13 protein-coding genes are annotated in these 13,981 nt (G+C 65.3%); 7 read left to right on the forward strand and 6 right to left on the reverse strand.

Going from position 1 to position 13,981, the window contains the following annotated elements; all coding sequences use genetic code 11:
- Positions 1 to 279: 279 nt before the first annotated feature.
- Together WKW79_RS35305 and WKW79_RS35310 are read right to left on the reverse strand one after the other, a co-directional pair.
- Positions 280 to 702, reverse strand: a complete 423-nt coding sequence (locus WKW79_RS35305; protein WP_340339896.1) for a hypothetical protein — start codon at positions 700 to 702, stop codon at positions 280 to 282.
- An 83-nt stretch (positions 703 to 785) separates the two neighbouring features.
- Positions 786 to 1,049 carry a hypothetical protein gene (locus WKW79_RS35310; RefSeq protein ID WP_340339897.1) on the reverse strand — a complete coding sequence of 88 codons (264 nt, stop codon included), beginning with the start codon at positions 1,047 to 1,049 and terminating at the stop codon, positions 786 to 788.
- 517 nt (positions 1,050 to 1,566) lie between these two features.
- On the opposite strand from WKW79_RS35310, the gene WKW79_RS35315 reads away from it, so the two are divergent.
- Positions 1,567 to 1,824 (forward strand): SWIB/MDM2 domain-containing protein, encoded by a 258-nt coding sequence (locus WKW79_RS35315; RefSeq protein WP_340339898.1) that lies wholly within the window; start codon positions 1,567 to 1,569, stop codon positions 1,822 to 1,824.
- 632 nt (positions 1,825 to 2,456) lie between these two features.
- On the forward strand, positions 2,457 to 4,922 hold the full coding sequence (locus tag WKW79_RS35320) for a helicase C-terminal domain-containing protein (protein ID WP_340339899.1): 2,466 nt from the start codon (positions 2,457 to 2,459) through the stop codon (positions 4,920 to 4,922).
- Between the two features lie 117 nt (positions 4,923 to 5,039).
- Here WKW79_RS35320 and WKW79_RS35325 read toward each other — a convergent pair whose 3' ends face one another.
- Both WKW79_RS35325 and WKW79_RS35330 read right to left on the reverse strand, forming a co-directional pair.
- Positions 5,040 to 6,077 carry a PDDEXK nuclease domain-containing protein gene (locus WKW79_RS35325; RefSeq protein WP_340339916.1) on the reverse strand — a complete coding sequence of 346 codons (1,038 nt, stop codon included), beginning with the start codon at positions 6,075 to 6,077 and terminating at the stop codon, positions 5,040 to 5,042.
- 918 nt (positions 6,078 to 6,995) lie between these two features.
- Complete coding sequence (locus WKW79_RS35330; protein WP_340339900.1) at positions 6,996 to 7,730, reverse strand: hypothetical protein; 735 nt, start codon at positions 7,728 to 7,730, stop codon at positions 6,996 to 6,998.
- Positions 7,731 to 8,491: 761 nt separating this feature from the next.
- On the opposite strand from WKW79_RS35330, the gene WKW79_RS35335 reads away from it, so the two are divergent.
- The 5 genes from WKW79_RS35335 to WKW79_RS35355 all read left to right on the forward strand — a co-directional run bounded on the left by WKW79_RS35335 (position 8,492) and on the right by WKW79_RS35355 (position 11,762).
- Positions 8,492 to 8,737 carry a hypothetical protein gene (locus WKW79_RS35335; protein WP_340339901.1) on the forward strand — a complete coding sequence of 82 codons (246 nt, stop codon included), beginning with the start codon at positions 8,492 to 8,494 and terminating at the stop codon, positions 8,735 to 8,737.
- A gap of 426 nt (positions 8,738 to 9,163) precedes the next feature.
- Positions 9,164 to 9,844, forward strand: a complete 681-nt coding sequence (locus WKW79_RS35340; RefSeq protein ID WP_340339902.1) for a response regulator — start codon at positions 9,164 to 9,166, stop codon at positions 9,842 to 9,844.
- A gap of 259 nt (positions 9,845 to 10,103) precedes the next feature.
- Positions 10,104 to 10,502: a response regulator transcription factor gene (locus WKW79_RS35345; RefSeq protein WP_340339903.1), complete on the forward strand. Its 399-nt coding sequence runs from the start codon at positions 10,104 to 10,106 to the stop codon at positions 10,500 to 10,502.
- Positions 10,503 to 10,763: 261 nt separating this feature from the next.
- Positions 10,764 to 10,952: a hypothetical protein gene (locus tag WKW79_RS35350; RefSeq protein ID WP_340339904.1), complete on the forward strand. Its 189-nt coding sequence runs from the start codon at positions 10,764 to 10,766 to the stop codon at positions 10,950 to 10,952.
- A gap of 351 nt (positions 10,953 to 11,303) precedes the next feature.
- Positions 11,304 to 11,762: a hypothetical protein gene (locus WKW79_RS35355; RefSeq protein WP_340339905.1), complete on the forward strand. Its 459-nt coding sequence runs from the start codon at positions 11,304 to 11,306 to the stop codon at positions 11,760 to 11,762.
- Between the two features lie 68 nt (positions 11,763 to 11,830).
- Here WKW79_RS35355 and WKW79_RS35360 read toward each other — a convergent pair whose 3' ends face one another.
- Both WKW79_RS35360 and WKW79_RS35365 read right to left on the reverse strand, forming a co-directional pair.
- On the reverse strand, positions 11,831 to 13,030 hold the full coding sequence (locus WKW79_RS35360) for an AcrVA2 family anti-CRISPR protein (RefSeq protein WP_340339906.1): 1,200 nt from the start codon (positions 13,028 to 13,030) through the stop codon (positions 11,831 to 11,833).
- A 260-nt stretch (positions 13,031 to 13,290) separates the two neighbouring features.
- The gene (locus tag WKW79_RS35365) at positions 13,291 to 13,470 is read right to left on the reverse strand and encodes a hypothetical protein (protein ID WP_340339907.1); all 180 of its coding nucleotides are present in this window, start codon (positions 13,468 to 13,470) and stop codon (positions 13,291 to 13,293) included.
- Between the last annotated feature and the right edge of the window lie 511 nt (positions 13,471 to 13,981).

The following is a 13,981-nucleotide window of genomic DNA, read 5'->3' on the forward strand; positions in this document are numbered from 1 at the left end:
CCCGCAGGTGACTCCGGCCAATGCCGGCGCCGCCTACACCCTCACAGCTCGATGGCTGGGGTGGAGGAATTTACGTGTCGATGGGTGGGGGAGTTTGGGTGTCGTTCGGGGCAGTCCGTCGGGCATGGCCTGGCGGTAGGTCTTTGCGCCAGACTTTGCGCGCTCGATTTCAACGAACTGCCCGTTCCATCGAGCTCGCTCAAGACCCATTGAAAAGTGCACGTCCAGACTCCTCGACATGGATGGCCAATTGGCGCAGCGGTGACCCTTGGCGATTCATCAGCGAGCATCCGGGCTCTTCGCAAGAGGCACGGTCGCCAGAGACGCAGTGGTTCGCCACCGCGGCCTCTCGGGGATGCCCTCTTCGCTCGACATCAGAGTGATCGCCGACAATCCGAGAACCACCGGAATGATTGGCCAGCCAAAGGCAAACACCAGCCCTGTCGTGGTCAGCGGACCGAGCAGGAGCAGCAGTGCCTTAAGCATTCGTTCATGTTGATCCTTCTTGCGCGCGCTCCACGTCAGATGAACGCCTCCATGCGCTGGCAGTCGACGGCGACCATCTTCGACATCAACGACGGCGTATCGAGGGTCGACTTCGAACCCGGCGTCGCGGGCCCGTCGCAGCACTCGCAGATCGAAGCCTTCAGCGAGGATCTCGCGGTCGGCGTCTTCGACAGGATGGCCTGGACCGGTGCCCAAGGGCCGGATTTCTTTGGCTACCTGAATCGCTCGGGCTGCGGCTGCCGCGACAGACTGCCCCGGGAGTATTCGTCAGCCGGTGCTCAGCGCAATGCATCCGCAGGCAACCCTGCTTCACCCGCGAGCATCGGCGCCCACGTCGAAGAGTGCTCGGACGATGAGGACTGCTCGAGTTGCTGGAGAAGAGCGGCATGCCCGGCGATCATGGCAGCGCTGTGCGTGGGCAGGGGACCCCGGGCATAGTCCATCACGCGCGCCAGTTCGCCGGGCTGGCCCAGGTGCACGATGGTCCAGTAGAAGTGTCCTGCCACGGACTGGTCAACAATCAGCTGAAGATCCTGCTTCATGCATGGTCCTTTGATTGCGAATTCTGCTTCGCCCTTCTCTCGCCGCGACGTCGGGGTCCGGGCTGCGGTGGTATTGTCTTGCAGCAACGCGATGTGGCGCGAATTAGCGTACCGGCGATGTGTTGCCGGTGTTTCGGGATGTACGTGAGATCCGATTGCGAAGCGTTCATGGGCAGGAAGATAGTGGTCTGACGGGTTGCAGACTGGAAGGCGCGCAGCGACTCCTCACGGCTGGAGCGAGCAAGCGAGCCGCGGCGCCGGTGCGGCCCGGATGAACGTTCGTGACGCGAGCATCGTCCCGTCACCGGCATGGTGTGGCCGACACCCGCGCCGATTGGGGCCAGCCTTAAACCGAGGTGCATACCTCTCACCCCCACTGTTCGGTATCACCGGTACCGCCTCGGTTTGGATGGACCGGTGGCCTGGTTCGGTAATTGTCGGGCCGAGGACGTGACCGGGCTCGGCACAGGTGTGTGAGAGCGCGGCTGGTAGAGTGAACCGCTTTTGCGAGACGAATATGACCACTGCCAGGAAACAAACGGCATTCACGCGCCCACTGACACCCAGCACCGAGCTCGCCGCCGTCATCGGCTCGGCGCCTCAGCCTCGGACCGAGGTCGTCAGGTTGCTGTGGGAATACATCAAGACCAACAACCTCCAGAACCCCACCAACAGGCGCAACATCCTTTGTGATGCCAAGCTTCAGGCGGTGATGGGGAAGCCCGAGGTGACGATGTTCGAGATGTCGGGGCTTGTCGGAAAGCATCTTTCCTGACCTGCCCTGCCGAACACTTGGCAGCCGCGGTCGGACGATGACACTTGCAAGGTGGCAAGTTGCATCGTGGGCATTGCGCCTTCAATTCGGGCCAACCGGGGTCGCCGGCCCCAAAAGAAAAGACCCCCAAGGGCCGGGGCCTTGAGGTCAATTCCACCAGGGAAGGGTGGAGGAGGACATCCGATGGACCACGAGGGAATGACTTCACCCCGCGTCCGGCAACATGCTCTCACTTGCAGCACGCATGCCTGCATACGACCATGTCGATGCACTTCGTTTGTCGGTACTTTGTTGCGCGAGCGTGAGTCGTTCCGACGCCCGCCCCTCGAACAACCCGACACGCCGGTTCTTTCCGCGGGGTCGGGTTGGATCCGTCACATCAGGCCAACCCGGCACAAGCTGAACCCCGCGCCATCCAGCGGAACAGGGGTTGTGGCGCAACCATCGTTGGCCGCTGGCACAAGTTGCAGCCTTGCGCCGTCCCGCACGAGCGTCGGCCAGCCACATCCTCGGCTGGTGGCGCAACGCATTGACAATGGAGTTCGCCAGCAGGCCGGTCACTGAAGGAGCCCGGCCCGTGGTGCCGGGCATGTGCACACGCGCCATGGGGACTCGGCAGGGGGAGACGCTGGATGAAGCCTGCCACGTCGATGCCTGCCCGGCTGCAGTGCGCCTACGTGTCACGCTCGATATTTCCAGTCGGCATCGCACCACATGCCAGCCGAGGCTCGGCGTCGCGCGCGTCGATAATTGGCGACATGAAGTCCCCCGCGCAGAGCCGCACACGTCGTTCCGACCTTGCGCCCGACGGATTGGAGGCGGCGCCAGGTATCGAGCCCGAGTTGCTCGACAAGGCGCGTGAGCGCGTGGAATTCCTTTACGGCGAGGTGGCCAGGACATGGCCCGGCTTCATTGCACGTCCCGGCCAGCGCCAGATGATGCATGCAGCGTTGCTGACGTTCCTGAGTGCCAGCCTGCCCGGGAACGAGGCGGCGCGCCCCGGCCATCATCTGGCCTTGCTCGAAGCGGGTACGGGAACCGGCAAGACGGTGGCCTACTGCCTCGCGGCGATCGTGGCGTCGGAGCTGCTGGACAAGCCCGTGATCGTCTCCACCGCCACCGTCGCACTGCAGGAACAACTGTTTTTCAAGGACCTGCCGCGGCTGGCGAAGGTGATCCCGGACCTGCGCTTCGAGCTTCTCAAGGGCCGCGGGCGTTACCTCTGCGAAAGCCGCCTGGACGGTGTGCTGAACGATGTCGCCCAGGACGGCCTCTTCGACGCGGAATCGCAGGGGACATTCACCGGGGCGGGTTCACCGGGCCGCAGCGCCCCGCGCGAAGCGGACCATGCGAAACGCTGGTTTGCGAAGGTCGCCAAGTCGTTTCGAAGCGGCAAGTGGGACGGCGACATGGACAGCCTGGCAAGGCTGCCCGACCCGAAGGACTGGCAAAGGGTCCAGGCGAGCGGCAGCGCCTGCAACGGAGGTCAATGCGAGCACTTCAGGACCTGCGCCTTCTTCAAGGCGCGCCGCCGCGCGGCCGCGGCGACGATCCAGGTGGCCAATCACGCGCTGATCCTCGCGGCGCTGCAAACGGACAGCGCGCTGATCGATGCGCCCCATACGCTGTTCGTGTTTGATGAGGCGCACCACCTCCCCGGCATCGCGGGGGAACAGTTCGCCTGCCGTGCCCGGCTCGGCGCAAGCGTGAGCTTGCTGTCAAGCTTGCGCGCATTGGCCAACCGCCACAGCCGGGACATGCCGGCCTCCACGCGTCCCGATCTGACGGTCTTCGGGCAAGCCATCACCGAATGCACGGACAAGCTTGGGCTGCTCGAAGCGTACTGGACCGACAAGCAACTGGTGAACGCCGAGAGGCCGGTGCACCGGTTTCTCCAGGGGCGGATTCCCGAGGCCCTCATCCCGGAATGCGAGCAACTGGCGGCGTTGCTCGGCTCGGTCGCGACGGTGGTGGAGTCGATCGCCGGCGCGCTGAAGGAGCCCGACGAATCGCGCTCGCCTGCAGAACGCGAAGAGCAGGTGCGCGTCGGCGTGGAACTCGGCGCACACCTGTCTCGGCTCCTGGCCCTGCAACGGCTTTTCAGCGCCTGGGCCACGCACGATGCCGTGGCGTGGGCCAAATGGCTCGAATATGCGCCGCCCTCCCCGGCAAGCGCCGCGGCCACCGCCCAGGCCCCCTCCCAGGCCACAGGCGGCACGCCCGGCGTGCTTGCCACGCCGGGCCCTCTCCACGTGGACGCCTGGTTGTGCGCGAGCCCGATGACGGCGGCCCAGGCGCTGTCGCGCGGCTTGTGGAAGAACGTGAGTGCAGCCGTCTGCACCTCCGCCACGCTGACCGCCTGCGGACGCTTCGACTTCTTTGATCGCCTGAGCGGGATGAACCGCTTTCCCGAACGGCGCGCCGTGGTGGTCGCGTCGCCGTTCGACTACCGGCGCCAGGGAGAGCTGCGGATCGCGCCGATGGCCCACTCTCCGAAGAGTGCGGAGTTTTCGGAAGACCTGTGCCGAGTCTTGCCAATGCTGCTGCGCGAGCACCGGTATGGCCAGCTCGTGCTGTTCACCTCCAAACGCCAGATGCTGGCCTGTCACGCGGCTTTGCCGGAAGACGTCGGGGCGCAGGTGCAGATGCAGGGCGAGCGCTCGCGCACCGAGCTCCTCGCCGAGCACGGCCGTCGCGTCGAGCGCGGGCAGCGCAGCATCCTCTTCGGACTGCAGTCTTTCGGCGAGGGTATCGACCTGCCGGGAAGGCTGTGTGAGCATGTGGTGATCGACAAGATTCCATTCGCCCCGCCCGATTCCCCGGTCGAAGAAGCGTTGGCCGAATGGCTCACGGGTCAGGGACGTGATCCGTTCGTCGAGATTGCCGTGCCGCGCGCCGCGATGAAGCTGGCCCAGTGGGCCGGTCGCGGGGTGCGCACCGTGACCGATCACGCAGTGATCACCATCTGCGACACACGCCTGGTCACGATGCGCTATGGGCGCGAGATACTGGCCGGGCTGCCACCGTTTCCCGTGGTGCGCCCGAAGGGGGTCGCGACAGCCACTGCGCACGCTGGCTCAGCGATGGCGCTTCCCTGACGCGGGTTGTCGGTGGCACGAACGACACCGAGCGGTGAACGACCGGTCTGCCGCGTGCCCCTTGAGCGGTTGCGCACCCGCGGCAACGTTTTGCGCGCGCAATCGACCTGTGGATCGTCAGCGCTTGTCTTCAAGAAGCCGCTCGCGCGCCGTGGCGATGGATTGCTGCAGCTTGGCCTGCAACAGCTCGCGCGGCGGCAGTTCGGTAAGGTATTCCGCGACATGGATGCCGCTTTTGTCGAGTTCCAGGAGTTCGACCTGTTCGCGCCTTTTGCCGGTACACAGGATGATGCCCAGCGGCGGGTTTTCATCGACCTCCTGCTCGAACTTGGCCAGCCAACGCAGGTACAGCTCCATCTGGCCCTTGTACTCGGCCCGAAACTCGCCCACCTTCAGGTCGACCGCAACGAGACGCTTGAGCTTGCGGTTGTAGAACAGCAGGTCGATGTAGAAGTCATCCTGGTCGATCTGGATGCGCTTCTGCCGTGCGACGAAGGTGAAGCCGGCGCCGAGCTCCAGAAGGAATTTCTCGATCTCGCGCAGGATGGCGTCTTCGAGATCACGCTCGAGGTAGCGGTCGTTGAGTCCGAGAAAGTCGAGGATGTAGGGGTCCTTCAACAGCAGGTCGGCCGACGGGCGCTGGGTCTGCCTGAGCATCGCGATATCGTGCTCGATGGTCTGGTCGGGCTTGCGCGAGATCGCGGAGCGTTCGTAGAGCATGCCGCCGATGCGCTCCTGCAACTGGCGCGATGACCAATGTTCGAGCCGGCATAACTCGATGTAGAAGTCCCGTTTGAGGGGGTCGTCCAGGTACATCAGCGTCTTGATGTGCGTCCAGCTCAATTGTCTCCGCAGCGCGGAGACAATCTCCTCGTCGGGAAAAGTCTCCGCGATGCGGAGACAATGCCTGAGCTGCTTCTCTCCCCAGCCACGGCCATATTCGGCGGTCAGGCGCGTCGACACAGTTCGCACGATTTGCTCGCCATAGGCGCCGCGTTCGCCGCCGAGAACTTCGGAGTGCAGCCGCCGCCCGATTTGCCAGTACAGCAGCGTGAGTTCTGCGTTGACAGCCGTTGCCGCGCGCATCCTGGCACCCTCGATCAGGGTCCGCAGTTCGGCGACAAGCGCCGTTGTCTCGACGTCAGGCGAAGTCAATCCCGGCCTTCCCGCTCCGCTGAAGAACGACGCACTGGCGGCGCCCACACTTCTGCGTCCCGACACACATTTCTCGGTCAAGGATCGGCTGAGCGCGCGGCGTCGAATAGCTGAATGAACTGTCCAGGGGAATATCCATGAGGGCGATGAAGCCCATTAGAGGGGCTCTGGTCTTGCAGAGGCCGCATGCATGCGCACATCATTCGGGCCTGGATTTTAGGGGGCCGAGGCGCTTGACGCCGAGCAACTCACGCTGAAGGCGGACCCGCATTCGCTGATGAACCCTCAAGGACACACGTCACGCGTCCCGGCGACGCCAGTGTGGGGACGCGCAAGCCTATTCCCGTCGTCTGCCGGCGCTGGCGCCTTCCGGGGGTTTCTGTTCGCCGCAGGCAGGGCCGACGTGGCTGCGGCTTGGTTCTTTTCCTGACGCGGCGTTTCAGGATGCGATGGGCTTCACGGCGCGCGATGGGAAGTCCGCGCGCTCTGCTGAATTGTGCAAGAGGTGCTTGCACAACTGACCCGGCATCACCAATTGGCGCCGCGCGACTCGATGGCCGACAGCGCCACGCGATCGTGGCATGCCACCAAGCGACGGGTCCCTTCTTCTTTCCGACTCGAAGGTCCATGTCGCGAGCGCACGCCAAGCCTCACCTGCAGCCTCACTCGCGTGGACGCTGTCCATCCAGGTCGCATCGTCCAGCGACCGCGCCAGCCACCGACGCAGGGCATCCGCGACGGCTTGGACTCTTGTTGTTCCTGGTGGCCTTGCGCTCATCCGATGCGAGTCGCTGCGCCCCCGCTCCACTTCGTTGAGCTTCGCAGAGATCTTGGGCGCCCGCTGACAGACCCGGCCGTTGGCCCGCAGTTCGTGCGCTGGCAGTCGCATCACATGCCGCGCAGCAGGTGGTTGAGTTCTCAGGTCCCCCCGAAAATGCGGGCGGGCAACGCACCCAGTGCGTGAAGCAACAGGCTGGAATACGTTTCGATCCCGCCTGGCCAGAGACGATGCGCGAGCAGCCAGAGCCACAGCGAACACAGGAGTGCCAACGCGAGCTGTGCCGGGGTGGTCCCGTACCAATGGGCGCGGGCGTCACCGAATGGCGTGGGCCACCTGCTCTCGTGGGCAATGCGCTGAAGGTCCTGCGCGTACTGACGGCCGAGGTCCTTGAGCTGCCGGATGGCACCGCGGATCCCGAGCCACCCGGACAGGGTGATGCCCAGGCCTGCAAGAGGGAGTGCCCCGAGCAGAAACTCGACGACCCAAGGCGCCACGATGTCGGCATTCCTGCTGTCGCCCGCAGGCGAAGCTTTCAGGAATGCCAGCGCCACGAACAGCAAGCCGTTGAATTGCAGCAGCCAGGTCATTCGGCCGTGGATCTGTTCTTCCGCGTGCGAAACCCGTGCTGAGAAGTAGTCGTATTCCTGCCGGCGTGCGGCGGCTTGCGCCCTGCTGCCCGAGGCGGAACTCGCTTTCGCGTCTTCTTCAAGACGCATGCTGACCGCGTTGGTGAGCCGGATGATCGAGGCGGCCACGCCGGGGCCGGCGACATTCAGCGTGACCTCGGCATCGCGATCATTCGCTGGGTCGGCAGGGTCTTCGACGCCCCGCGCCCTCGCCACCGGCTCACCGCCGCCTTCAACTGTCTTCATGGTCACCTCCGGTCTGAACGCCACGGCCCAATTTGCCGTCTGGCCACGGCAAGGACAACGCCGTCTGTCGCTCCATGCCCGTCCGGCTGATGCGCGTGATCGGCGCATTTTTCCGAAGCGCGGGGACAGGCGTGTCGGCGAGGCCGCGCGCGCTGGCATGCGGGGCACGCATCCCCGGCAACAGGGCCTCAACGGGAGTGAACGCGCCATGCGAACTTCATCTTTTCATCGCACGCGCAGAATCATGACGCGTCTCATCACACGCTGATCGAGTTCGATCCCGGCTTGCGTGGTCGCCGCGGGTCGCCCGCAGACCCCGATCGCTCCTTGCACCGACATCATGTCGTCTCGGATGGATGGCGCGCGGTGGGTGAAGCGGGGCGGGAGAGAAGCACGCGCAACGCCTTGTCTTGCACGCCAGCGCGGGCGGATCGCTATCGCGCACCGCGCCGCGCGGAACACGCAGGCAGGCACGGCCGGCGCGACCGCACGCCAACAAGCTGACGAAGCCGTGCAATTTTTCCTTCATCCGCGGGCAGCGGGGCAAGACAATATCGTGCATGCCGCATCCGTTTACCGCCCCCCAGTGCTTCGACGGCTTCGTGTGCATTTGTGCGGCCCGGCCCCGTGCGCCCACGTCAGCCGCCAGTTCAACGCAACGAATTGCCCGTCAGGTGGGTGCACTCGCCAACGCCGAGTTGGCCATCGACATCTTCCTTGGCGTCCGCTAGGCCGCTCAATTCGCTTCCCTGCCTGCATCCATGCGCAAGTTCTTTCAACGTCCCCAGGCCCGCCAGTCCGCGCCCGAACCGACGGAAGTGAGCCGGCCATCGCCGCCGCCCGACATACGCCCGATGCGGGTTGGCGCCGACAACAACAAGCTGGCTGCGCCGGAGTTCGCCGACACGGTGGTCAGCGAACTGTCCGATCTGGAGGCGCACGCGCTTTGTGCGCGCGAGGGCATCCCGGTCTTCTGGCGGCGAGAGGGCCACCGCCGGACGGACTGAACGCGCGCGGCATCGGACCCGCAGCGCGGTCGGCGTCGGCGCCAGTCCATGCACTCTCGCGGCCGGCTCGGAGCGCGCCGGTTCAGTGTGTGGCGCGACCTCACACCGTTGTCGCGGCGCGCCAGCGTCGCTGGCGGCACCTGGCACTGTCGCGGGACGTCACGCGATGCAGGCATGGAAATGGCCCTTGGTGGTTTGCGCAGGGGGTTCGCAGTCATTGCACCGGCAACCGGGATGTCGACACCCGCTCGAGTCTTGCCCGGCCGCGAAGGTGTTGACGCACACGCGCCCTTCAAGCACTGCGGTCATCGCCAACCGTCTTCGGGTTCATTCGACGCCATCGCGGCTGGCGCTGCCGTTCAGTTTTCGTAAAGGTGAAGACCCTACGATGGTCACTGCGTCGCCACTGCTTTCCGTCCGGAATCGATGGTCATTCCAGCGTCCTCCAACGACTTCAACACCCTGCGCGAGATGGCGCCGACCCGGATCGGCATCGCCGACGATCACCCGGTCGTCCGCCAGGCGCTGCGTCAATTGTTGCGGGATCACGAGGAGTTCACCGTGGTCGGGGAGGCACGCAGCGCCCACGAGGCGCTTCAATTGGTTGACAGCCTCCCGCTGCAGATCCTCGTCCTCGATCTGTCGATCCCGGGCAAGTGCGGCCTCGACATGCTCGCCTCGATCCGGGTGCGCGCCCCCGCCCTGTACGTCCTTGTTTTCAGCGGCTATGCGGAAACCCAGTTTGCGAGGAAGGCGTTCAGGGAGGGCGCGCATGGCTTTGTGCACAAGGGGAGCGATCCGGGCGATCTCATCGTTGCGCTTCGGCGCCTGGCTGCGGGAGGGCGCTATGTGAGTGCTGCACTGGCGCGCCAGTTCGCCATTGAAGTCAGCGAGCGCGAAGTGAGCGCGCCTGCGCGCTTGTCGAGGCGCGAGTTTCAGGTGTTGCTCGGGATCGCCGCCGGCAAGAAGCCGGCCGCCATCGCGAGGCAGCTCAGCCTTTCCGCAAAGACGGTCACGCTCTATCGAGCGCATCTGCTTCACAAGCTGGGTTTGACGAGCAACGCCGAACTGACGTATTTCGCGATCAGGGAAGGCCTGCTGGCATGACGTGGATGGGAACATGCGAGGGATGCGGCCTCCAGTGCGGGCACGCCGCACCGTCGCTTGGCGATCCAGGTCGTCGTCTTTGGCCCGGGGACCGCAAGCGCTTGCCCACCCGTCGGGAATCGCCCCGGCGGATCGTGAGCGCCGCGCGCGAACCCGGACGAAACCGTGGAAGGGCATGGCGACTCGCCAACGCGGCGCCCTTTCCCGGCTGAACCAAAGCGCAGTGGTCATCGCAACGATTCACCGCTAGCGTGCGTGCATGGTCGAGCCTGACGTGTGGATTGCCGTGGTGGATGACGATTCGCCCGTGCGCACCATGCTCGCGCGGGTGTTGGCCCAGGCGCAATACCGTGCATGCGGATACGCCTCGGGCGAGGAATTCCTGGCGTCGCTTGGCGTCCGACTGCCAGCCTGCGCGATCATCGACGTTCAGATGCCTGGATTGTCGGGCTTCGAGGTGCGCGCGCGCATGCGGGCAGCCAACGTCCTGGTCCCGGTCGTGTTCATCACCGGCCGCGACGGCATGGCGCTCGATGCGTCGATGCGCGACGCAGGCGTCGAGCAGCTCCTGCAAAAGCCTTTCTCCAGCGATGCCTTGCTTGACGCCCTCGACCGTGCCACCGGCCGAACGCGTGCGGCGCTGGGGGGCAAGGTGTGACCTGTCGCAGGCGACGCTCCATTCGCGACGCGCAGCGGGGCTGGCCGCGGCGAGAGCCATCGCCCGCGCGTACCGATGCCGCGCAACGAGGGGCGCATGCGGCGCGCAGGGCGGCTGGTCCCCCTCGGATCCGGCCTCGCAGACTGTGAAGAAATGCCGGCGTCGCGACGCGATGAGTGCTTTCGGTTGACTGTCGCCTGGCCGTCAGGTTGGCTACGCTCGACGGCATCGGTGCAGCGCACTTCGTGACCCTTTTTCCCCATGCTCAAAGCGACCCTCTTCCTCATGTCCTTGGTTCTGTCGGTTGGCCTGTTCATGGCGCTCGGCTTTGCGGCGGTGACGGGGTGCTTTGGGCTCTGCCTGCTGACGGTGGTGCTGTCGTCGCAGGGCGTCGAGTCAAGCGATGTCGCTTCGCAATCCGGGACCCGGCCCACGACACTTGCCGGGTAGCCACGAGCCGGCGTGCCGTCGTCTGCATCCGGCTGACCAACGCGGAGATCGCCAATGCGCGGGTCATGTTGACGGACGGACAACGGCGCGAGTCGGCGACGCGATGGCCGTTGCTTGCGCCGAGCTTGGCACGGACATGGGTGGTTTCGTGCAACACGGGCTGGGTGGACTAGCGGAATCTGCCGCGTTTGACGCATCGGCGGGCCATCCGATCGGATAGAAGGTCGCGGCGGCGTGTACCATGGCATACGCCCACCGGCATCTGTCTTCCTCCAACAGCCAGGGCGGTGCCAAGGCGCTGGCGCGGGGGCGCCCAGGGGGGTGGAAGCTGAGTTCGCACGGAGCGCAATCATGGTCGATCTGGAGATCTTGCCACTTTTCTGTGTGGGCCCGCTGCGCATCGGCAGCGACACCCGGGCGGTCCACGACGTACTGGGCGCGTGTGAACACCGCGCTGACCGAATCGCCGATGGCGGCTGCTTGACGGATTTCTGGCTTGGCGGTCGTTTCCAGGTGCACTACGCGGGGGAGGCTCGTCGGGTGGCCCTGATCGAGGTCTCGCTGGATCCGAGAGTGGTCCCCCGGCTGTTCGGCATGCCCCTCTTCGCCAGAAAGGCATCGCACCTGATGCGCCAGCTCGCATCGTACGCCAGCGTGCCCATGGACATTCGCGAAGGCGGAATCCAATGCATTTGCGCGTCGCTTGAGCTGGCGCTCGGGCGAACCGGCGCTGACGACAGCTACTTTTCAACGGTGGCCGTCGGCGGATGGGGCCACTTTTCCGGTCGAGCGCAAACGCAAGGGCGCTGAGTCGGCCGTGGCAAGCGATCGCTTGCGGGCCGCGCGACCGGGTTGGTACGCGGGACGCTGCGCCGTGCTCAGGCGCGCGACATCACGGGTCCGCCGAGCACCCGCGTCGGCCGCATCCACAGGAGCTTGCGTTGGGACATCTGGGGTCCGTAGGCCTGATGACGCCAGTGGCCACGACGCCAGTGCGGGCGACGGCTCGCGTGGGCGCCTTCAAGGCCATCGCCTTCGGAGTGGCGTTGCGCGGCCTCGACCGCTTCCACGCTCTGCTGGAAATCCAGGCCCACGCGATGGATCTGGAGGTAGCCCAGGTTCTTCAATTTGGAGGACGTGCGTTGTGCTTCCTTGCTGCCCCGGGTGAGCTTCGTGAGCATGCTCGGCGGTGCGTCCGTTTCCCAGTCGAATCTCGAATCCCCGGGGTACGCCGTGAGGTAGGCCATGCAGTTGCCGGCGAGCGCCAGTGCCTGCTTCACGACGGGCGCATTGGCCTGCATTTCCGAATGGATGCGGTCGTGGATCTCCTGGGTCATGTGCCATTGGTTGAGTCCGGCCTGCGAAGCCGCGAACACTTCGCGCAATTCGTCTTCGCCGGCTGCGATCGCGCGTTCGACGGCCAGCGCAAAAGGCAGCTCCTGGGTGTGGTCGGGGAACTTGAGCATGAAACTGTCGCGCACAGTCGATGACGAGGGCCAGCCTTCGCTCGTTCGCCCGACCAGCGCCAGTTGCCACTTGTGCTCCACGATCGCAACAACAACGCCTTCCACCGGGATCTGCCCGTAGAGCAGCAGATCGTCCTGGGGACCCCAGTGCAGGTAGTAGATGTGGTTGGGCGAGCGCAGGTCGCACAGGCGCATGTCGCCGGTATCGGAATGCGCGAGTGCTTCGAGCAGCGCGGGGCTGATGTCGTACAGGGGCGTGTCGAACCACTCGAGCGTCACCAGGGTCTGGGCAATCGGCGATTCGCAATGCAGGAAATGCTGCGGACTCACGGACTCGGGCAGTCCCGCGCGCTGCGCCGACGCGAGGACCGTGTCTCGCACGAACTTCACCACCGGCAAGCGAAGATCGGTCGCGTGGCGATACACGTCGGCAACAAAGGCGTTGTTGTAGTAGGGCCGCTTGGCTCGGAAGTATTGGGGGTAGTACCGGTTCTTCATGATCGTGGCCAGAAAGACCTCGGGCCTGGTGCGTTCATGCTCATGCTCATGCACCTGCGTCACGCGACGGTCGGCACGGCTGGCGCGGCGCCTTCGTGTTTCAGCAGTCCGCATGCTCCACGTTGCCGCAGTGTCGCAGCGAGTCGGTGGGCCTGGCAGCCTCGCGTACGAACGCCTCGGCCCGGGAGAGGCTGCGCGCATGGATGCCGGTGGGTGCGGATGCCGCAACGGATTGCTTGCGCGGCACATGGCTCACGCGCGAAGACAAGGTGGGGAGCAATCGTCTCGAAACAATGATGCATCGGTGCGGATCCGTTCCTGGAGGATGGAAGATGCGGTTGCGGCAGGCGACGGTCACGCGACGAGGGCATCGCTCAGGCTTCACGTTCCTCGATCCAGTGCGTGTGTTGCCCGTAGACCTCGTTGCCTGCCTGGCGCATGCGTTCGGCGAGTTCCCGGTTCCATGGCGTCGCGGGAATCCACAATCCGCCGGTCACCGGCAGACCTTCGTCGTTGAACTGGCATCTCGACCAGCACAGGCGTATCTCCTTCATGTCGTGTCCTCCCCGTGATTGATGCACAACTGTGGAGGGCATGCAAGCGACGTCCGAAGCGTGCGATTCGGCAGCCGTTGCGGGTCCGCTGAGCGAGCCATTCACCGACACATGGCGTGACGCCGCTGCGTGCGGAGGGTTCGACGACGCGCAAGCGCTTTTCGCGACGGATTGCGCCGAAGGCTCCAGGGCACACACCTCGTAGCGCAACTCGACGGGGCATCAACCGGTGCTTGCAAAGAGACGGTTGCATGAATTTCCCGCAGACCCTGTGCAGCTCGCGTCGCGCGGGTCGCGGTACCGGAGACTGGGAGAGTTCCCGGGGGTGCCTGGTTCGTAGTGGCCGAGACGCACGCTGCACGAGGACTGCGTTGCTGCTTGCAAGGTTGCAGGTGCAAGGCGCTGCTGCACACACGCGCCTCGGCGCCTGTACGCACAGCGGCCGCGCAAGTCGGGCACGGACGGGCGGGCGTTGCGGTGCGTGCAAGTCCGCGACTGCTGCGGTGGCAGA

Source organism: Variovorax robiniae, assembly GCF_037889955.1.
Lineage (GTDB): Bacteria > Pseudomonadota > Gammaproteobacteria > Burkholderiales > Burkholderiaceae_C > Variovorax > Variovorax robiniae.